This window comes from Candidatus Zixiibacteriota bacterium (genome assembly GCA_040756055.1).
Classification (GTDB): domain Bacteria; phylum Zixibacteria; class MSB-5A5; order GN15; family FEB-12.
On sequence record JBFLZR010000009.1, the window covers coordinates 20,128 to 41,770 of the forward strand.

At 51.6% G+C, this 21,643-nt stretch carries 17 protein-coding genes and 1 pseudogene; 1 reads left to right on the forward strand and 17 read right to left on the reverse strand.

Going from position 1 to position 21,643, the window contains the following annotated elements:
- Positions 1–16: 16 nt before the first annotated feature.
- The 16 genes and pseudogenes from AB1483_13420 to murJ form a co-directional block, all read right to left on the reverse strand.
- Positions 17–220 (reverse strand): cold shock domain-containing protein, encoded by a 204-nt coding sequence (locus AB1483_13420; GenBank protein MEW6413450.1) that lies wholly within the window; start codon positions 218–220, stop codon positions 17–19.
- Between the two features lie 85 nt (positions 221–305).
- The gene (locus AB1483_13425) at positions 306–941 is read right to left on the reverse strand and encodes a hypothetical protein (protein ID MEW6413451.1); all 636 of its coding nucleotides are present in this window, start codon (positions 939–941) and stop codon (positions 306–308) included.
- A gap of 5 nt (positions 942–946) precedes the next feature.
- The gene (locus AB1483_13430; protein ID MEW6413452.1) at positions 947–2,698 is read right to left on the reverse strand and encodes a peptidylprolyl isomerase; all 1,752 of its coding nucleotides are present in this window, start codon (positions 2,696–2,698) and stop codon (positions 947–949) included.
- 98 nt (positions 2,699–2,796) lie between these two features.
- Positions 2,797–4,500, reverse strand: a complete 1,704-nt coding sequence (locus AB1483_13435; protein ID MEW6413453.1) for an ATP-binding protein — start codon at positions 4,498–4,500, stop codon at positions 2,797–2,799.
- Positions 4,501–4,563: 63 nt separating this feature from the next.
- Positions 4,564–5,760, reverse strand: coding sequence for a type II secretion system F family protein (locus AB1483_13440; GenBank protein MEW6413454.1), 1,197 nt, complete (start codon positions 5,758–5,760; stop codon positions 4,564–4,566).
- A 29-nt stretch (positions 5,761–5,789) separates the two neighbouring features.
- Positions 5,790–6,863, reverse strand: a complete 1,074-nt coding sequence (locus tag AB1483_13445; protein MEW6413455.1) for a type IV pilus twitching motility protein PilT — start codon at positions 6,861–6,863, stop codon at positions 5,790–5,792.
- Between the two features lie 147 nt (positions 6,864–7,010).
- Entirely contained in the window at positions 7,011–8,711 is a 1,701-nt protein-coding gene (gene pilB / locus AB1483_13450) for a type IV-A pilus assembly ATPase PilB (GenBank protein ID MEW6413456.1), read from the reverse strand.
- Between the two features lie 62 nt (positions 8,712–8,773).
- A complete protein-coding gene (locus AB1483_13455; GenBank protein ID MEW6413457.1) occupies positions 8,774–9,265 on the reverse strand; it encodes a roadblock/LC7 domain-containing protein in 492 nt (163 codons plus the stop codon).
- A 530-nt stretch (positions 9,266–9,795) separates the two neighbouring features.
- Positions 9,796–10,371 (reverse strand): annotated as a pseudogene (locus AB1483_13460) (GTPase domain-containing protein).
- Positions 10,372–10,400: 29 nt separating this feature from the next.
- Positions 10,401–10,742, reverse strand: a complete 342-nt coding sequence (locus tag AB1483_13465; protein MEW6413458.1) for a roadblock/LC7 domain-containing protein — start codon at positions 10,740–10,742, stop codon at positions 10,401–10,403.
- Positions 10,735–11,709 (reverse strand): hypothetical protein, encoded by a 975-nt coding sequence (locus AB1483_13470; GenBank protein ID MEW6413459.1) that lies wholly within the window; start codon positions 11,707–11,709, stop codon positions 10,735–10,737. The genes AB1483_13465 and AB1483_13470 overlap by 8 nt, the downstream gene beginning before the upstream one ends.
- A 17-nt stretch (positions 11,710–11,726) precedes the next feature.
- Positions 11,727–12,587, reverse strand: coding sequence for a roadblock/LC7 domain-containing protein (locus AB1483_13475; protein MEW6413460.1), 861 nt, complete (start codon positions 12,585–12,587; stop codon positions 11,727–11,729).
- A gap of 107 nt (positions 12,588–12,694) precedes the next feature.
- Positions 12,695–13,057: a hypothetical protein gene (locus AB1483_13480; protein ID MEW6413461.1), complete on the reverse strand. Its 363-nt coding sequence runs from the start codon at positions 13,055–13,057 to the stop codon at positions 12,695–12,697.
- 2 nt (positions 13,058–13,059) lie between these two features.
- On the reverse strand, positions 13,060–14,262 hold the full coding sequence (locus tag AB1483_13485; protein ID MEW6413462.1) for a DUF4388 domain-containing protein: 1,203 nt from the start codon (positions 14,260–14,262) through the stop codon (positions 13,060–13,062).
- A gap of 122 nt (positions 14,263–14,384) precedes the next feature.
- Complete coding sequence (locus AB1483_13490) at positions 14,385–16,643, reverse strand: ComEC/Rec2 family competence protein (GenBank protein MEW6413463.1); 2,259 nt, start codon at positions 16,641–16,643, stop codon at positions 14,385–14,387.
- 19 nt (positions 16,644–16,662) lie between these two features.
- On the reverse strand, positions 16,663–18,222 hold the full coding sequence (murJ, locus tag AB1483_13495; protein MEW6413464.1) for a murein biosynthesis integral membrane protein MurJ: 1,560 nt from the start codon (positions 18,220–18,222) through the stop codon (positions 16,663–16,665).
- A 70-nt stretch (positions 18,223–18,292) separates the two neighbouring features.
- Between murJ and rpsT the strand changes: the two genes are divergently transcribed.
- Positions 18,293–18,547, forward strand: a complete 255-nt coding sequence (gene rpsT / locus AB1483_13500) for a 30S ribosomal protein S20 (GenBank protein ID MEW6413465.1) — start codon at positions 18,293–18,295, stop codon at positions 18,545–18,547.
- Positions 18,548–18,801: 254 nt separating this feature from the next.
- Here rpsT and AB1483_13505 read toward each other — a convergent pair whose 3' ends face one another.
- Positions 18,802–21,525, reverse strand: a complete 2,724-nt coding sequence (locus AB1483_13505) for a M20/M25/M40 family metallo-hydrolase (protein ID MEW6413466.1) — start codon at positions 21,523–21,525, stop codon at positions 18,802–18,804.
- Between the last annotated feature and the right edge of the window lie 118 nt (positions 21,526–21,643).

Genomic DNA, 21,643 nt, shown 5'->3' on the forward strand with positions numbered 1-21,643 from the left:
ATGGCTGAGTTTGTTATTACTGAGGAGTAACGTTTCTGGCCTGGTAACCCCTGTCGGTGCTGGCCAGTTCGTACAGGACTTCCTGACCTTCTCTCAGCGTCTTATATCCGTCCATTTTAATCGCGGTATAATGAACGTAAACATCCTGGTCAATGTCGTCACTTGCAATGAAGCCCCACCCTTTTGTGTCGTTAAAGTATTTGACCTTGCCCTTAGACATTAAGATTCCTCCAATGGAGAGGTTTTTTTGAGATTCCCGCGTTCACTTTCTTATACAAAGAATACGCTTTGACGGCAACAACAATCTACAAAAATGTGACGGCGCGCGAAAACAGGGTCATGGCGAGGCCGGAGACAAGAGGAACCGAGACATTGTCATCGACCCCAAAGGAGTAGGCTTCGATCACGGTGGCGACAACCGCACCGACGACAGCTACGGATAATGCTATATCTGGTAATAACATAACAGAAGCCAGTGTGCCCATAAGGCAGCCCAGGCTCCCCTCCACTGTTTTGTTTTTGTAGAACCGGTGCTTACCGAATCTCCTGCCGATTATTGCCGCAAACGTATCTCCGATAATGATAAACACGAGGGCTGCGATGGCGATGGGTTTATCGAACAAAGCCACTGCGAGACAGGTGGATATAAGAATATATGAGGCGCCCGTAAAGTCGCCCTTAACTTCGTGATCCCGGATAATTGGTCTGATGATTTTGCTGGCGAAACCGGTCCAGAAGCGCCATTGGCGGAGTCTCGAAATATCGATAATGACCATAGCCAACGCGACGGGGACCATGATTGACAACATTTGCTCACGACTGAGCTGCAGAAAGTAGTACCCTCCGGGAATAATCAGAGCCCCGGTGTGCGTAGTCTTGCGAATGATCTCGTGAACGAAGCTGATCTGGTTACCATCAGCCACGTGTTTGTCCGCTTCCATGCAGGCTAACTTCGTTGGGTTACCGGCGGCAGTTCTACCGGTACCAGGTTTCCGGTCAGACGCACGTTATATTTAGCGAATAGTTTATCTCGAAAAGCGCGGTAGACCTGCTCCGCATGTTGCTTCTTGAACATCTGTACTATTCGCGGAGTGGCGTCTTTGAGCGACAGCATTTCGCGTCGTTCGACCACTTTGATAACATGGTAGCCATACTCGGTCTTGACCGGATGAGTAACTTCTCCGACCATGACTCTCAGGGCTGCTTCGTAGAAAGCATCAGGAACATCGCCTCGGCCAATTTCCCCGAGGTCCGCCAGTTCGGCTCGCACGTCCTCGTCGCCCGGATAGTACTCTTTGGCCAGGTCCAGAAAATCATATCCTGACATCGCCTGACTGCGAATAAAGTCACCGAACAAAGAGTCCTGTACGATGATGTGCTGGACTACCAGAGGCTTCTCCGGGCTGAATTCGTCGAGATGCGCCTGGTAATACTGTTCCACCATACTGTCAGACGGTTGCCAGCCGAAATCTTTCTTCTCCCTTTCAACGATGATCCTGGAATATTTATGACGCAGGAATCTTTCCGCAGCCACAACATCGGGGTTCTCATCAACTTTCAGCCTTCTTGCCTGCTGTACCAGGGCGATTTTCTGCGCAACGCCGCGGAGCATCTCTCTTTTTTGTTCAGGCGTGGTATTGCTGATCTTCTTTTGCAGTCTCAAATCGTATTCTGCAGTCAGGGCGTCGTTGCACTCGAGGGTATCCTCACCGTTGACAACGGCCAGCCACTCTCGTTTATCGACCTTATAGAGATTCGTATCCAAAAGCGGCTCATTGTATTCGAGGCTCATATTGGCGAACAGGGTATCGAAGATGGACTGTCCCAGTTCGTTAGACTTGATCGTGCGCAGGGTTACCCAGGCCGACATATATTGCCTCTCATTCAGGGGTGGCACGCCGGCTTCACGCCGGTCATCCACGTAGATAAGGTGCCAACCGTTGTCGTCTTCGTACGGCTGGGAGGTTTCGCCGGGATTCAGCGCAAAGGCTACCGAGTCAAAGGGATGAACATAGACACCACGGGCGGCCCAGCCTATCACTCCCCCCTGATTGCCCGAAAGGGTATCATGAGAATACTTCCGGGCCGCCTCTATGAATGATTCCCTGGAATCGATATGGTCCCGGATCTCCTTTGCCAGGCGGGCAGTCTCCTGTTTTACTTCCTCCCAGGAATGATAACGATATTTCAGTGAATCGGGCCCGTTTTTGAGTCCTCTGGGATTTAAAAGGATGTGATATACAAATATCTTTTCCGGCTCGCTGAAGAGATCCGGCCGGCTGTTATAGAAATCGACCACTTCCTGAGAATCAACCTCAACCTGATTATAGACGACATCCTTCAAATACTGATCGATAAGAGCGTCGTGGTACCTCATCCGGTAGATTCGATACTGTTCATAGTCATCTTCAAGGCGGACATCGTAAGCGGCCCAGCCGACGAGGGTGTCGACCACGACACTGTCGAGAAACCGGGCAATCTCGGCGGTATCCACCACACCTCCGTGAGGTACGATTGCGCTTTTCGCCATCAGGGCGGTAAGTTGAGACATGGTGAGTTCGTAATAATTGTCAGCGGTAGCGACGATGTTTTCTTTGTTATCTTGAGCCGGCGCTGTTTCCGGTGATATTTGCGCAGGGCCACATCCAGTCAGTATCGCCAGAGCAAGGGCGATCAGGGTTAGTCGAAGTATATTCAATTTTCTATCTCCCTCTATCTTGTTGCTAATCTGATAAGTTAAACAACGGCTTGAAAAAAACAAGAGGAAAGTCATGAGGGCATATTTCCGGCCGGTCTTCAACGACAGACGGTAGCGTTGGGCTCCGCTGTCCGAGCCCCTTTCTGCTGGTTGTAGGTGGTGAACTCCACGACGAAGGAGGTCCCCCGACCCGGCTGCGAGTTAACATCGATTTTCAGCTTCAGGGCGGCGCAAATCCGATGGACAATCGACAATCCAAGACCTGTCCCCTGCTTCTTGGTCGAGAAAAACGGCTGGTAAATTTTCTTCATGTGCTCCGGTGAGATTCCGGGACCATTGTCATCGACATGGAGTTCAACTTTGTCACGGGGCCTGTTCACCTGCAGGCGGAATCTGACGCGTCCGGGTTTTCCCTCGAAGGACTCGAAGGCGTTGGTGGCCAGGTTCAAAAGAAGCTGCTTAATCAGGTCCTCATCGCCCACAACGTAAACGAATGGTTCATCCGATTCGAATTCCAACTCAATCCGGTCATTGAGGGACTTGTGATGGTGCAGGATTTCGAGAACATCGTTAACCAGATGGCACAACTCTACTTTGTTGTAGGATGTGCGATCGATTCTGGCGTACGTAAGAAACTCATTGAGAATCTTTGTCAGACGGTCTGATTCTTTGATTATCAGGGTCATCAGCTTCTGGTTTTCTCCGTCGAGTTGCAAATCGTTTTTGAGTACCTCAACAGAACCCGATATGGCTGCCAGCGGGTTTCGGATCTCGTGGGCAATAGACGCAGAGAGTTCACCTACGGCAGCCAATCGATCAGCGATTCTGACCTTGGCCTCAAGTCTCTTGGCTTCAGTCAGGTCAGAAAAGATGGCGATTATTCCTCTCATCCCCCTGCCCTCTTCCGTGAGGATTGAAGTAGAAAGGCCGAGGGGTACTTTCTGTCCGTTGTTATTGATTATATCAATTTCGACTCTTGGATGTTCCATCCGATTTTTGACACCATCGATGAGGAAACCCGCCAGTTGCGGCATTCTTTCGGCAAAGACATCCCCGCAATACATGCCTTTGACATCCTCTTCGCCGTAGCCCAGAATTCGCTCGGCGGCGCGGTTGAAGTATATGATAAATCCTCTGGAATCGATGGTGAGCAAGCCTGAGTTGAGGTGCTTGAGGATATCATCGGTTTCCAGTTTGGCTTTTTTAAGGGCCATCGAGGTGTCGGCAAGCTGACGGTCGCGTTGTTTAAGGCGTTCGGCCAGGTATCCTGAGATGAAGGCGACGAGATAGAAAATCAGGATGTGTAAGAAGATCGAGTAAAAGGCCGAGTCGTCGGTCAGGAATATAGTTTTTAGGGCGCGCACGGAGAATTCGGGATCTCCGCCGGCGCCGGCCAAACCGAGCCATATTATAAAGGCGTAGGCGATGGAGACCAGTGAGGCAACGACGAGCGTGCCGAGCAAGCGATAAATCAGAGCCGCGGCTACTATGGTAAGTATGAACAGCGCCGAGAACGGCGAGTTCACGTTGCCGGTGGAGAAGATGATGCTCGATTCGATGACGATCTCGAATACAAATTGCAGGCTGATAACGACGGCAGTAAGGCCCGTGAGGCGGTGTCTCTTGCTGGCCGCCAGCAAAAGGCCGAACAGTAGCGTACAGATGGAGTACAGTACGAACTGGAGTCGCATGAACTGGGGATATTTCATCCAGAACACAACGACCGCGAAGAGTACGATGTAGTGCGCGAGCCGGAGAGGCAAAAACCAGCCGGTTTTGTTTGTCGAGTTTTGCTCTGTCATAAAATGAACGGCGCCATGCGGCGCCGTTATTATCGATTCAATTGTACAATACCGCTGTGCTTTTTAAATCTTGCCAATGATGTCGAACATCGGCAGGTACATAGCGATCAAGATACCACCGATAACGATACCCATAAAGACGATGATGATCGGCTCGATAACGGAGGTCAAAGCCGATACGGCTTCATCCACCTCTTCATCGTAGAAATCGGCAATCTTGTTAAGCATTTCGTCGAGTCCACCGGTTTTTTCACCCACGGAGATCATCTGAGTGACCATCGGTGGAAACACGCCGGTTTCTTTCAGGGGTCCGGTAATGGTATCACCTTCGGCGATGGACAGCACGGACTTGTTGATGGCGTTGGCCACGACAAGGTTGCCGGCCGCTTTGGCGGTGATTTCCAGAGCTTCCAAAATCGAGACACCGGAAGCGAGCAGTGTTCCGAGCGTGCGCGTGAATCTGGCGATCGACGATTTCCTGACAAGGTTACCGAGTACCGGGGACGCCAGCAGGAATTTATCCCAGAGGAGGGCGCCGGCAGGGGTGCGTTTCCACCAGACGAACACTGCAAAGCCGCCTATTGCCCCACCGACCAAATAAAGGAAGTTTGCCTTGAGAAAGTTGGAGATCATCAGTACGATCTGGGTCGGCTTGGGCAACTCGGCATTCAGTCCACCGAACATCTTGGCGAATACGGGTACGATGAAAGCAAGCATACCGACAGTAACGGCGGCCGCGACCACGACGATCACCGCCGGGTAGACCATAGCGCCTTTTACTTTTCTAATCAACTGGTCCGCCTTCTCGCGGTAGACCGCCAGACGGTTGAGAATGGCGTCGAGAGCGCCGCCGACCTCACCGGCTTCGACCATGTTAGAATAAAGGGGGTCGAAAATCTTCGGATGACGAGCAAGGGCCTCCGAAAGCGTGGAACCGCCCTGTACGGAATCTTTCACCTGGTTTACTATCTTGGCCAGTTCTCTACTTTCCATCTGGGAAGCCAGAATGTCAAGACACTGAACCATCGGAAGTCCGGCGCCGATCATGGTGGCAAACTGTCGGGTGAATCGCGAGACGTCGATACGTTTGATACCGCTGCCGAACTTGATCTGTATTTCAGGGGCTCTCTTGGTGATAGACGTTACCATGATCCGGTTCTGCCTGAGCACCCGTTCGAGGTCAGCCCTGGTATTGGCTTTGAGTTCGCCTTTGACGGCAGCTCCGGCAAGGGTCTTACCTTTATATTCAAAGACTGGCACAGCTCAATCCTTTCTAAAAAACGGCTTAATCAAAAAGCCGCGGTTTTCTGTTTTGACAGCGACTCACTCAATTCCTGAGGATTGTGACTGCAATTCATAGCGTCATTTATCGTTATCTTGCCGGTCTGATACAGCTCGGCAAGAGACTGATTCATGGTCTTCATTCCAAACTTCTGTCCGGACTGAATCATGGAGTATATCTGGTGCACTTTGTCATCCCTTACGAGCGCCCTGATAGCCGGCGTTACGACCAGGATTTCCATGGCCATGACGCGTCCGCCGCCGATCTTGGGAATGAGAGTCTGCGATACGATAGCCTGAAGCGTGAAGGACAGCGAAATTCGAATCTGTTCCTGCTGGTTGGTCGGGAAAGCGTCAATTATTCGGTTGATAGATTCCGAGGCCGAGTTGGTGTGCAGCGTCGCGAAGGCAAGATGTCCCGTTTCCGATATCGAGAGCGCCGCTTCGATAGTCTCCAGATCGCGCATCTCGCCGATCAGTACGACATCGGGATCCTCACGCAGAGCGTACTTCAGGGCGGCAGCGAAGCTCTGGGTGTCGGAGTAGACTTCGCGTTGATTGATCAGCGCTGTTTGATGCCGGTGAAGATACTCGATGGGATCTTCGACGGTGATAATATGGACCGGGCGTTCCTTGTTAATTTTGTCAATGATCGAAGCCAGCGTTGTGGATTTACCGGAACCGGTAGGCCCGGTAACGAGCACGAGGCCCCTGGGGAGTCTCGAGAAGTCGCTAATTACTTTGGGAAGTCCGAGTTCGTCGAAGGTCCTGATCTTGTAAGGTATCTGACGTAAGGCGACGGCGACGTTGCCCCGCTGCATGAACATGTTGCAGCGAAAGCGGCTCATCTGCTCGATACCGAAGGAGAAGTCGAGTTCGGAGTTCTGTTCGAACTTCTGTTTCTGTTTTTCATTGAGCATCGAGTATGAGAGCTTCTTGGTTTGTTCGCTGGTGAGGATGTCGTGATTCAGTCTTTGAAGCTTGCCGTCAACTCTCACGACCGGTGGCGAACCGACGGTCAGGTGTAAGTCGGAGGCACCCATTTTGACCATCTGCTCAAGTAATTCGCGCAGGGATACCATCTATTATCTCCAGACAGCTTAAAATTTTATCAATTTGGTACAAAACAGCGTTTGCTATTATTATCGGATTATTTAGTCGAATCTTGAAAGAATTTAGGCTTATTTTTGAGCCTAAGCTCTTGGACTACAAGGAATTTATTTGAGGGTTCAGGCGCCGGCAGAGGTTACCGAGAAGACTTCGTCGATACTGACTACTCCGGCCTTCATTTTATCCACGGCGGCCATACGCAAGCTGAACATACCCTGTTCCATGGCGGTTTTTCTGATGTCGGAGTCGCTGGCCCGAGCCAGAATAAGCGACTCGATTTCGGCGGTAATCGGCATGACTTCATAGATGCCGGTTCGCCCGGCCACGCCGGTGTTGTTGCAGTCGTTACAGCCGACACCGCGGAAAGCTCGGATGTTTCTGAGCAGTTCTTTGGGAACTCCGAAACTCTGGACCTGTTCTTCGGTCAGATTGATCTCTTCCTTACAGCTCTGGCAGATTTTGCGCATCATACGCTGAGCCATAATCATCTTTGTCGCCGAGGCCACCAGGTAGTAAGGTACGCCCATATCAATTAAGCGGTTAATAGATGACGGGGCGTCGTTGGTGTGAAGGGTCGAGAACACCAAATGACCCGTCAGAGCGGCGCGGATAGCGATTTCCGCTGTCTCGCTGTCACGAATCTCACCGACCATGATGATATCCGGGTCCTGACGCAAGAAAGAGCGCAGGGCGGCGGCAAAGGTCATGCCGATATCTGATTTGACGGCTACCTGGTTGATACCATCGAAGTTGAACTCGACCGGGTCCTCAGCCGTCATGATATTCACATCTATGGTGTTGATCTGCTTCAGCGCCGAATACAAAGTAGTGGTTTTACCGGATCCGGTAGGACCTGTAACCAGGATGATGCCGTAGGGCAGGTGAATCTTTTCGTTGAATTTCTTAAGGTCTTCTTCCCTGAAACCGAGTCTGGTCATGTCGACCATGAGGGCCATCGGATCCAGAATACGCATAACGACCTTTTCGCCGAATATCGTGGGCAGCACCGAAACACGAAGATCGACGGTACGACCGGCGATCTTGATTTTTATGCGGCCGTCTTGTGGGAGGCGGCGCTCGGAGATATCGAGTTCGGCCATGATTTTTATGCGCGAGACGATAGCAGCGCGGTACTTGTACGGCAGCGGAGCCATCTCCCGCAAGTCGCCATCGATTCTGTAGCGTACGCGAATTCTTTTCTCATACATTTCGAAGTGAATATCGGAGGCGCCCATCCTGATCGCATCGGCAATAATCGAGTCGACCAGTTTTACCAGCGGTTTGTCCTGAATCTGTGAGAGAAGGTCCGATTCGCTGGGGGATTCCTCATCGGAGACTACTTCGAGGTCGGAGTCCTCCTCGAGGCCTTTAACGATAGCCGACAATCCGTCACTGTCCGTATAGTAGGCTTCGATCGCTTTTTCGATAGCCTTTTCGGGCGAGATTACCGGCTGCACGGTGCATCCGGTGATAAACTTGATGGCATCGAGGACGTAAATATTGTTTGGGTCGCTGATGGCCACCAGAAGGGTCTTGTTCAGTTTCGATACCGCGACAACCTTGAATTTGCGGGCGATATCGAGCGGGATGAGTTTTACTATGTCCGGGTTCAGTTCGATATCGGCCAGCCGGAGAGCGCCGATCTTGAGGTGTTTGCCGACGAATTTGGCAATATCGTCCTCAGATTCGACAGCGCCCAACCTGACCAGGGCGGCTTCGAACTTTTCCTTTTTGTCTTTAGCTGAGGCGAGCGCCTTCTCGGCTTGTTCCTGCGTAATCTTGCCGGCTTTGACCAGCATGGCGCTAAGTTCAGTGGACATAGTCTTAGAAACTCGAAGTAAACAGGTTAAAACAACGTCTGTTTATCTAACGATTGGCAACTTTAATCCTGAAAGATGTCGTCGAGCTTATCCTCGGCTTGGCTGGCGAAATCGCTTGAAATCCCGGCCTTGGCGCCATCGGCCGCCTGCTCTTTAATTTTCTCGAAAATTTTGCCCAGTTCGATAGATGTTTCCTTTGCGTACAGACGTACCATACCAATAGTGGTCCGGTCATCGAAGATCACCACCAGAATCGAGCGGTCTCCAACCAGGGACATGTGAATGTTGTCCTTCTTTCCCTGATGAAAGAGCACTGAGAATTCCGGTTCACCGACGAGACGGGCGATTTCTTTCGTGGAAGCGAATGACCCGGCTAACAAAGCGGCAAGAGCGGTCGTGTCGAGAGAGTGAGTAAACCCCTGCCTCGTGATAAGGTGGCCGTCCTTGTCAACCAAGAGAGCGCATTTCGCCTCGGCTCCTTTGAGCATTTTTGAAATCAACGCATCAATCTGGTTAATTTCTTCTTCGTAAAATATCAGACTATCATCAGCCATTTCAGCCTCCTAGATGACTATTTTATTCCAAATAAGCGTTTAAAGAACCCGCGCTTTTTAATATCGCCGCGGCGTTTCAATGACGGTGCCATAGCGGGCGAAGCCAACGATGCGCCGCTGTCAGGCGAGTCGGCTATACCCTTTTTGACACTACTGGCTCTATTTCCGTAATCGTCAACCTCAGGTGAAGCGGAGGGGGTGAACTTGGCCGCAGATATCTTTCTGGCGTTTTCCGCCGCTTTGTCACTCCCCGGATAAGGACGATATTGTGATTTCGATTCAGCCGCAGGCGGAGGTTCTTCCTCGGTTGCGGTGGAAGTCGCGCCGGTCTGAATTGGCTGTGTTGATCTTCCGCCGCTCGCGGCGGACCGACCGTCAGCCGATATCTGAGTACCTATGGTAGCCGCTGCCGGCGGCATTGATACGGGTGCGGAGACCGCGACGGATTGCGCCGACGCTGAGACGGGAGCCTGAGCAACCGGTGGCTCGTGGTAACTCACGCCCGGTTTGGGTCTATTGGAAGCGCTGCCCTTGGCCTTCTCCAGCACCAGCTTGATGATCAACTTGAGAGTATCAAAGACTCCGTTGCCAACGGTGGCGGAAGCTTCGAAATGCGGCCGGCCGCGGGTGTTCAGCCGGGCATTGAGCGCCTCAACCGGGAGCACACCCGGCAAGTCTCGCTTGTTGTACTGAATGACCATAGGCATATCGTTGATATCGTAGCCGTATTCCCTGAGGTTTTCCTCGAGGTTGATCAGCGACTCGATATTCTCGTCCATTTTATCCGGCTGACTGTCAGCCACGAACACTACTCCATCGACACCTCGAAGTACCAACTTCCTTGTAGCGTTGTAGTATACCTGGCCGGGGACGGTATACAATTGGAACTTAGCCGCAAAACCGTTGATGGTACCGATATTGATGGGCAGAAAATCAAAATACAGTGTTCGGTCCGCCTCGGTGGCCAGTGATATCATTTTGCCGCGCGTATCCGACGGGACCTTGGCATGGACGTACAGCAAATTGGTGGTTTTGCCGGACAGGCCTGGCCCGTAGTATACAATTTTGCAACAGACTTCACGCGACGAGTAGTTTATGGATACCATACTGAAAATTCCTGTAAGTTTGTAATTGTTTACCCTGCCAGTTTGAGCTTGCTTATCGCGTTTTTAATTTCCAGGCGGATTAGTCCGATATTGACCTGTTTTTCAGTGGTAACGACCAGTATCCCCAGACCGGCATCCGAGAAAAACAATTTGCCCTGTTCAGCTTCAATGGTCACCTGTTTGAGCGGAGTCGTATTTAACCGGTCGAGCGATTTTCTGATGTTAGTCGTTATTGACGCCGCCAGGGCTCCAATGGCTTCGCTCTCAAACGATTCGTCCAGATTCGCGGCTATGACGATGCCATCGTTGCCGACGAGCATCGAACCGGTGACTCCGGTCGTCTTATTCAAATCGTCCAGTACGTCATACATAGCTTCTCTCCACGTTCTCGATAAGCTTTTCGCTGTATCGTTCAGTCACATATTTTCTTATCATTTCCAGCCCCTGATTTATACGAATGTTTAGAACATCGTCCATAGCCCGCTCCGCCACTACCATCAGGCAGTAGGCTTTTTCGCGAGCCACTACAATTTTCTTGTCTTCAAAGAGCATATCGACCTTTTCGGGCGGCTCACATTGCAGTCTTGATACAACCTGACGGTTGGCTTCAATGAGAGACAGGGCAAACGGAGCCCAGTCTTCAGATTCAACACCGCGGCGACTGAAATTGCCCAAGAGCAATCCCTCATGATCAACCACCGCCGCCATCAGCACCGAACCATCCTCGCCTATATATCGCGTAGCGCGATCGAACGCGTTGCCTTCGCCGAATCCGGTGCTGCCGGTTGAAGAGCCGGAGCTCCTGGTCGTGAACTCCTCTTCCTTCGGCATGGATATAGTGGATTGGCTGAAGCCTTTCTCTCGTGAAACCGCCACCGACGTTGATCCGAAACCTTGCGGCTGGGCCGCGGGCTTGGAGGCGGACGGGGTTTTGGCGCGCGCCCGCGGTGAATGGAGCCCCTGTACCACCGGCAGGAGAATAAACGGCGTAGCCACTATGTGTAAAAGCATCGCCGGGAGATAACTCCCCATCCCTGCCAACACGGCCATTTTCACCTGCCATTGATACATAATGGCGATTAACAGTCCGGTCAGCGCTCCCAGAGCAAACCGGTAAACCATGCACAATCCTGCTGACGAGATCAACTGAAGCGGCGAAAGCCGGCGGTTAAGCAAATGGACCACGAGTCCATAGAACGCCAGCTCATAGACTATATTGATGAGTGGCGCTTCGGATAGATCCGTTCCGTATCTCTTGGGGAAGATCAGCATTGACACGACCAAAACCAACAGAGACAGAAGCAGTATTTGTCTTGCTATGCGTCCGCTTATTTCCATCTGTCATCCTTTATTGTTCACCGGTACGACACCAGCAAGTTTTCGACCTTCATTCTCAGTGTTCCCAGATTGGCCGATTCGTTGGCCACAAACAGGAACAAACCATCATGAACACGGACCAGATAGAAGGTCATGTTCATTGTTTCTATCAATACGCTATAGAAATTACCGAATGAGCTTTTCACCAGGTCCTGACTGAGCAGGTGCCCTACATCGCTCAGGGTAGCACTGCACAGAGATGAATCCATGGTCAGGTTCCATTCGGAGTCTATGACCAGCCCTTCAAAATTGACAAGCAGGGTACCATCGATACCGGGAATGGTCATCGCCATTTCAATCACCTGCCGCGCGGTCAGTTTTTCAGATTCCGATGATTCTTTTGCGACAGGGACCTCATCGGTCTGACTGGCCTTTTCGTCGGTTTGAACGGTCGCTGATTCAACCGCTTTTTCGCGCTCCTGAGGGATTTTGAGGGCTATTTCCAGCAACCTTTTGATCTGGTCGTTCTGGGGATCGGCCTCGGTGAGTTTACGAAGCAGTTTAACCGCCTGCTGAAACTCTCCCTTATAGATGTATATTTCAGCGAGAAGTAATTCAATAGTGCGCGTCACTCCGTCAATCTCGGCTGCCTTGTTGGCCTCGATTTCGGCCCAGTCATACAGGCCGCGATCGAGATTGATTTTTGCCATAACGACGTGGGCTGAGCCATAAGACGGATGGATCTTAAGTCCGTTCTGGCAGATGCGAAATGCTTTTTCCAATTCGCCTTTCTTTCGATAAGCCTCGGCCAGCGCGGCAAAGATCTGTGAATTAGGATCAACGTCGAGAATCTTCTGACATTTATTGATCCGATCGTCTATTTCAACAGCACTAATCATCTGATACTTCGAAGTTATTATTTAACAGTCTCTTACCGGGTATAAAATTTTGCCCGATATATAATTATGTTCGTTACAGTGACTTATGTCAACTTATTTGTTTTCTCTCAGTCCAGTATCTTTTTCGCTTCAAATATCCCGAACAGGAACAACCCTGCCATCGCGACCCATAACACAGGGACTACGAAGCTCGGGATGGCTATGATTTCGGTGTCCTGAAGCAATCCGGTCAGCTGGGAAACCGCAAGGACCGCGAAAGCGAGCATAAGGATCTGCCAACTCCTGGAGAGCAGTCCTCCTTTGAGTACGTTGACCACTTTAAGCGAGACAACCACACAACCCACAGCGATCCCGAGAATCACAATCTTCAAGGCGGTCGGCGGGGATACAATCACCGCCAGATTAGCTGCCATTGCCTGACTGTATGAGACCAGGACGCTTACTGCGCTAAAACAGAAAATCCTTTTCATTATTACCCTCTTACCATCTTGACGACTTTATCTGCTCTTTTCATTGTTTTATAAAAACCGTCGTCGATTCCAAATCTTTTTACGAGTTCGCGTCGCACGGCCAGCGGTTCGGCGATTTCCTTTTTTACCTGAACAGCGGCTTCGCGATAAAGGCTCACGCCGAGCAGTTGAAAGACATATTCCAACTGTTCGGACAGCATGCTCTCCAACCCTGACATCAGCTTGTGCAGCCTGACCTCGGAGGGAAAAGTGCGTGCCGTAGAGACGAACTTTTCGAATGACGGAGACAGGTCGGAAGCCGGGTCAACACCCGGAAAGTAAGTGAAGACGCCGCTGCGATATTGTGAGGCGAAATCCGCGAAGAGACCGTTGTTTTCTCCGAGGACGTCATCGACCAGACTGCGAATCTTGAAGAAACAATTGTTGTACAGGTGAAAAAGCACCCCGAGTATTATTTCCTCTTCATCTTCTTTCTCTTCGGGACTGTCCTCGCGCCGACCGACGACTTCAATGAGGTTCCCGACAATAAGACGGTAGACTGACCGGCAGGTCACGAATTCGCCCATTGGAGAAATATTAATAAGGTCAGGCAGGGTCCGCTCGCCGTTTATCAGAGCCATGACCCGGTATTCTTCAAGGGAAACGGTTATATCTTCCTTGGTGACCCTGGGAGATTTGGCAAGCGCCAGGAGTACATCATCCGGCGGAAGAACCTTTTGAATCTCCATCCATTCGTCGATACGACGGGTACCTTCCATGATAACGTTCATGGTGTTCAATTCGATCAGGAAGGGCGCGCTGGAAGGTGCGGCTCCTTCGTGAAAAACGAAGTCGCCATCCTGCCACGAGAAGAGATTATAAACGATCTCTTCGATCTGCAAGCGGAGGCACTCGGCGATATCGTCTTTGTGGAAAAGATTCATGTCTATCAGCGTGGTGCCGAGTTGTCTTCCGGTTTGTTTGTGCAGGGCGATGGCCCTGTCCAGATCAGACTTGGTGATTTTACCCCTGCGAAGCAGCATATTGCCGAGCAGATCCTCCGACGAGTTCACGGAGGAGGCATAGATTATGTTGCCCCCCTTGAAGGCTACTTCTTTTTGTCGGGTGGCTGTTTTAACTTCGAATATGCCTGTCTTTTTTCCGGTAGCCAAAAGCTGCAGGATATCCGGAAACGAGACGGTTTTTAAGTTGCCGGCTAAGCTCATTTTTAATCCTCAATCCTGGGTTCAGGATGCTCTATAGCAGTTCCGATAATTCTTTATAATTATCGGGTATTAGGGCGATTTTCTTTATCGGAAAAAATCCGATGTGGCGGACTCAAAGAAGCCTATTTCAGGTCGAGGCTTAATGTTCCGGCAGCATTCAGGTCCTGGACCTCTACGAGGGGATTATCGGCCGCTGGCCAGGCAATTCGCTGTTCTAATTTTGAACAGAATAAGCTTTGGAAGCCCGCTGACTCGAGTTCCAACAATACGTCTTCCGTGACATTCCAGGGTTGGCCAATCACCAGCATTCTTCTGGACCCGCATTTCTGCGGCAGGCGATTATTCGGCAACAGCTTATGACATATCAGCACTTCCATATTATCGACTTCGACCCAGACACCCGCTTCACCGGGGCGATAGCAGCGCCGACCATGACCAGCCGGGGGATACTGATTGGCAAAGACGGTTATTTCGGCGGTCAGGTTGAGGGAATCCATTCGATCGCAGACTTCACGCAGCGCGGCGGAACACTGCTTCGGTACGATTATCTGGCGTGAGCGATAGCGGCTGGAGAGCCGTAAAAGATCGTCGATCCCATCGTAGTCTGCGGTCAGGGCAATGATTTTGCCGATCGTTTCGATTTCAAGTTCGTCAAGCAGAGGCTGAATTATCCTGGAATCGATCGGATAGTTGCGCCCCTGTATGCCCGTGAAAATCAGGTCAGCCTGGTTTTGGCCGGTGGGATGAACCGCGGCGCAGACGCCACCGGGAATGTTGAGTAGAGTCAATCTTTGCCCCGCTGTCCAATTGAACGAAGCGAAAAAGGCGGCAGCAAGCAGGATGTTAGCACCAGTCAAGGCGGAAAATACGAGCACGCGTCTGACAGGTTTCTTGCCGATCGACCACATCGAAAGGGTAAAAAATCCATAGAAACACACTACGGCCCAAAGTGGAGCATCCGGCACGATTGCGGCGGGCATGTTCTCGCTCCCCAGAAATTGAACCAGGTGTGAGATGACCGCCAGTAACAGGTTGAGAAGCGAGCCAAACAATGCTCCCAACATCGGCAGTATGAGATGAGATACCAGAACCGTCAGAATACCCGCGACCGCCAGCGAGACCAGAGGTACAATCACAAGATTGGCCAGAGGCGAAATCAGCGGCACACGGCCGAAGTAGTAAGCAATCACACCGAGAGAGCACAATTGGGCCACCACCGATACCATTAGAGGGAAAATCAGCCACCGGTACCACCACTTATTTTGTACGGACCTGAAGAATTCGGCCGCTATCGGAAGAATGACAATCAGTCCCCAGGCTGTAATGAACGAAAGTTGAAAGCCAACATCGAAAAGTTGCGCCGGGTCATACAGCAGGATTATCATCGCGGTCGCGGCAATGATGTTGTTGAGGTTGTAGCGTCTTTGAAGCAGCCCGGCCGTTATGACAAGTGTCGCCATCAGAGAGGCCCTGACAACCGACGGTTCTTCATACGACAACAGCGTGAACACGACAATTACAGTGATCAGGACAGCCGCCCGTCGCTTCGGCCTGAGCGATAACGGCCTCAACAGCATAATAAAAAACAACAGGACTATGGCGACGTTTGAGCCGGACACCGCCAGCAGATGAAGAGTGCCGGAATCCCGAAAACGCTGATAGACTTCGACCGGGATATCTCTGGTTTCACCGATTAGAAATCCTGCAGCCATGGCCGCGCTTTGTGGCGACAGATTCGCGTAGAGGGATTCTCTTATGAGATCACGCAATTCATCGATAATGGGAAAGATTGAGTAGCGGTTGCCCTTGTCGACTCTTACGTCAAGCAGGGTCGGCAAGTAGACTATTCCGAACACCCCTTTCATGTTCAGGTAGCGGCGGTAATCAAAGGCGGCCGAAAAACCGGATGCTCGAAGCGGGTAGATTTTCGCTTCAAATTCCAGCCGGTCTCCCCTCTGTATGGCCGTGGTAGTATCAGTGACACGCAGAAGAATCGCACCGTCGGGATAAAAGGTTCTGTTCGAGACAAGAGAATCGATGGACATCTTCAACTCGGTCCGGTCACTTTTCAGGTCGGGCCAGTCGGTCACCTTGCCGAAGATGTGGTATCGCTCAGCGTTTTCGACGAAGTTTATCACATTTAAGGGCCCGGGATCTACATATCTGATGGAGAATCCGAACGCGGACAGAAACAGCAGCGATAAGCCAAATAACAGCGCCGCCCTTCCCGAATCAGGGCCGCTGAGATACAACAAGCCACCGGTAGCGGCAATCATGCCGGATGTCAACCAGAGCCATGAGGGTATGTGGAGCTGGTCGGCGAGGACAATTCCGCAAACGATGCAAAATAGAATGCCGATAGATGGAAACTTACGCACCATCGCTTCGCAAAAGGCTGAGTTAGAAAATCCTTTTAATTATATCTTTCAATTCTCTGACGCCCATGAGCCAGCAGAAGAGAGCATAAAGCAGCATGCCGGCGATCATCGGCAAAACCAACTGCTCCAGGCGTACTATTATTCTGGCGTTGCCGCTGTAAAAACTCAATGGCACCAGTTTGGCGATATAAAAGGCCAGAAGTGAAGCCGCGCTGACTCTCAATAGGTTCAGTCCCAGGCGTGGCAGAGAAAATTCGACTCCCCGAGACGGAAGGAAGTACAGCAATATGGCAAAATTCAACAGGCCTGAGAGCGATGTGGCCGCCGCCAGGCCCGCGAAATTCAACATCTTGACCAACGGATAGTAGAGTACGATGTTCAGAGCAACTGATATCACAGAGGCCTTCATCGGAAGTTTGGAATCGTTATTGGCGTAGTAAAAAGGCACGGTAACCCTCACTGCCGCAAACCCTACCAGACCGTATGAGTAATGCAGAAGGGCCAGACTGGTGTTCGCTGAGTCCTGTGCCGAAAAGGCGCCCCAGGTGTAGATCAGGGTTACGATTTCTTTTCCCATGAGGGCAAGGAACACCGCCGATGGAATGACCACGAACATATTGAGGCCGATGGTCTGGTCAAAAGCCCTTTTGAGGCCTTCCGAGTCTTTTTTTGCCACAAGTTCAGAGACAGCCGGCAGAGCTACCGTGCCAAGAGCCACGGCAAAGACGCCGAGAGGAAAGTGCATCAGGCGATAGGCGTACGACAAAAAGGATATAGAACCTTCCATAAGAAATGATGCCAGAAGAGTGCTCACCAGAATGTTGATACGTCCGGCCGACAGGCCGACTATCATGGGGGTCAGCATGTTGACCACTCTCTTGAAGGTTTCATCGAGAAATCCGAACATGGGTCTGAAGCGGTAGCCAACTTTGTACAGAGCCGGCAGTTGTATCGCCAACTGGCCCGCCCCTCCCAGAAGTACCCCTATGGCCAGGGTGTAGGCAGGCTGGGAGAAGAACTTGTAGAAAGCCACGACGAAGACAATGATGCCAAGATTAAACAGAGCGGGCGATATAGCCGGGATTCCGAATCTGCCGAAGGAGTTCAGCATGCCCATCACCAGGGCAGACAACGACACGAGCAGCAAATAAACCATCATTACCCTGGTCAGGTTGACAGTGAGTGAGAATTTTTCGGCGATCTCGGTAAACCCGTTGGCCGATATATAGACGATGGCCGGCGAGGCTATAATGCCCAGCAGGACTATCAAACCGACTACGAGCAAGATGGCGGTGATGACTATATCGGCAAGGCGAAAGGCTTCTTTCTCGGAGGACGTAACCAGTTTTTCCTTGAAAATGGGGATAAAAGCGGCCGAGAGCGCGCCTTCAGCGAACAGGTCTCTGAGCAGATTGGGGATTCTGAAGGCAGTCAGAAACGCGTCGGTGGCCATGCCGGCGCCAAAGTAATAGGCCATAACCTGTTCTCGGACAAGGCCGAGTATTCTTGAGAAGGCGGTCGCCCCTGAGACCACTCCGGCGGAACCCAGCAGGCTGTTTTTGTGTATGTTACTTATTGACAAAATTTTCCTGCCGATTATCTTTAGCGATTGGCTTGGATAACATGTTGACTGGAAATAGAAAGGAAAAGCATTGCCGCATCATAAGTCCTGCAAAAAACGGATAAAGACTTCCGAAGCCCGGCGTTTGCGCAACCGTGGTTACACTTCGTACTTGAGAGCCAGCGTTCGGGAACTTCGGGCTCTCACCAGAAAAGACGAGGCTACACCCAAGTATCGTGAGGTTGTCTCGCTTTTGGATAAGGCGGTTGCGTACGGTCTCATTCATAAAAAGAATGCCGATCGCAACAAGTCTCGCCTGGCCATCTTTGTTCAGCAACTGGGTTAGTCTCCCCTTCCGTTAAGAAAGTCGATTATACTGATGCCTCCCGGTTAATTCCGCGGGGCATCTTTCTTTGAGCTGAAAGACAGGCCCGATGCTGCAAAATCCGTCGGGCGGTCATTCAGCCAACACCACTAATCTACCGGTGTCAAAATGCAGATTCAACTATTATTTGCGAGTGAAGCCGGGGGTGTAGCGGCCGGATAAACAGACGGGCGCCAATCAGCGCCCGTCGGATGGTATTGACTTTGTCTGGTGGATCAGTAGACGCAGCCGGGCAGCGGTTCGGTACCACCTTTATAGAAATAGTTGACTATGTAGGTGATGTCGAGCGGGTCGATTTCGCAGTTGCCGTCGACATCGGCCGCATTGAGATTGGGCGGCGCGGCTCCGCTTTTCCAGACATAGTCAACCATGTATCCCAGATCAAGTGGGTCAACGACTCCGGAACCATCGATATCGCACGGAACGTAACCCAGACCCTCGCCCAGAACATTTACAGCCATGGCAATCACGGCTTCGGACGAAGCCGGCGTCAGGAAATAAAGCGGGAAGGAAAGCACAATGCGCTTGCCGTGGGCAGTTTCGTAAAGCAGCCCGCACGGGAGGCCCTCGAAGGCGGGATTGTCCGTGAACGAGTCAAACGTATAGATGACTTCCACTCCGGCCCGAGGGGTCAGTACCGACATATATGGCATCTTCCCGGCCCAGGTATTATCGGTATCCATCGATAGCGATGGCCATCCGTTCTGTCCGACGGCGCCGACGAAATCATTTTGCGTGTTGATGCTGTGCGCTGCTACACCGAACTCCGCGTAAAGCAGGTGGTCGGTGTCCACCGGTGAGTCCACCCATGACGTTACGGTTTTCCATCCTGCGATGAATATGCTTGTCTGATTCGAGGCGTACCACTCCAGGGTCGGTTCACTGTAGCGTGCATCGTTGTTACCGGAGTCATCATCCAGCCAGAAGATCGAGGAGTAAGGGCCGGCTTTCTGACGGCTCAGAGTATCGGTTGTACCGGCCACGGTATCGATAGCATACGTGGTCGCGCCGAATATGCTGTCAAAATAGGCTTCCTGTGTTGCCTGTGACGGAAGCACCCAGTCGTCGTAGGTTTCGTCGACCAGCAGAACTCCCTGGTCGAAGGTATAGGCCATGCCGCTGACCTGGGCGGAAGGGCCTGATTCGTTCAGGTCATGGTCCACAGCTGTCAGGTAATAAGTATAGGTTGTCAGGGCTTCTACTCCGGTGTCAACATACACCGTGTCGGTAAGGTTATCTTGGTACAGGACCGCTCCGGAACCATCGTCGCGATAAAGCCTGTAGTGGGACAAATCGGCTTCGCGATTGGAGTTCCAATTCAGACCGATCTGGCGGATTCCGATGTTCAGGGATATACCCTGCGGAATCCTGGGAATGATGAGTGGAACCCCGCTCCCTTCGAGCAGGAAGCTGGCCGGATAAGCGCCTTCGGTTTCACCTTCGACGGCAAAATAATACGCGGTGCCGGTAATGAGACCATCGACCACCCAGGAACACACATCGGTCGGGATACTAATCGAATAAGGATAGCTGCCTGAGACGGTGCCGTAATGTAATGTGTATGTGTATGCGGGGTCGCAGTCGGTCCAGAACACTTCCAGCGAGTGTCCGTCACCCTGATCCACGACTTCCTCGATATCTGTGGCGTGGACACTGTTCGCCACGATTCCCACTGAGGCGATGGCCATCTTGACCACTTCGGTAAAGTACGCGAAATTCATACGTTCGGAAACATCGAGGTTGGTGTGCCAGCCGTCGTAATTGAAGTTGGATTCAATGGCGTCGACAATTTCGAACCCATATCTGTAGAACGAGTAGTGATCTGAGCTGGTACCCATAGCCCCGGTGATCGGCGTAAGGCTGGTCAGGCGCGTAGCGGCCTGGGCCGAAATCTGGCGGTAAGCGAGATTTTCGCCGCCCGCGAGATCAATATTGTATTCATTGTAAGGGTCATACCCGACCATATCATAATTGAACATAACTTCGAGATTGGTTCCATTTTCATAGAATGTCCTGGCCGCGGCGGCGGAACCGTACAGCCCAACTTCTTCTGCCGAGAAAGCCATAAATACAACGGTCTTGCGCAAGGGGACATTAGCGAGGATCCTCGCCAACTCCAGCATGGTTGTAGTGCCGGACGCGTTATCATCGGCGCCGGGAGCATAGACATACGGTCCCGGGTCCACCCCAAAAGTAATTGAATCGTAATGACCGCCGACAACTATCACCTTATCCGGCTCGGCGTAGCCAGGCTTGACAGCCATCACGTTGTAATGCCTGTCTCCCCCATAGTAAAACTCCGGTGTGGTAACATCGGTGTAACCCCAGTCGAGAAATTTCTGCACCATCCAGTCGCGGGCAGCGTCGATTTGAGTGGTCCATATGTATCTGGTTTCAAAATCCTCGAGGTGGGTGTCGAACTCATAGATGGAATCCTGGCTGACAAGGTCCACCAGCGTGTCGGATGGGTAGCTGTCGAGATACATCAGCAGATCGGTGACTGCCTTGGATACATAATAATATTCCACGCTGAGTTCTGTAAGGGGTACCGCCTTCCACTTCCCCCTGCCTGTCTGAGAAAGCGCTATCTCGCTGTTGTATGGGCTGACTTTTAGCCCCATACCTATGTCCACCGATTCGGGGATATTCGATGGCGCCATGTCGGGTTTGCGAGGAGGGAACATGAGATAGGTCGCCGAAGCATCGACATCGCGCATGACGATCTCAAACTCAATGCCTGCCTGAGTTAAAAGGTCGGCCTGCTGGGCGTTTACTGAGGCAAGGAAACGATCCTCCACCCGGGTGTAGGCGGGATCCAGAATCCCTCTGGTTACTTCGGCCTGATAGTAATTTTTGATTGTGACAAGTCCGAGGTCATCGGCTGCCGCTATTGATGATGTGAGGATCGCGATTGTCAGAAGAACAGGGAGTGTTTTCATATTGTCCTAATTGCCTCCCGCCAGACAGTGCTGGAGTTTAATGCCACGCAATTGATAAGTAAATAGCTGCTGTGAAACCCGCAAATCGGGCTTATAATTTCAATTTAGGCTGATGGGC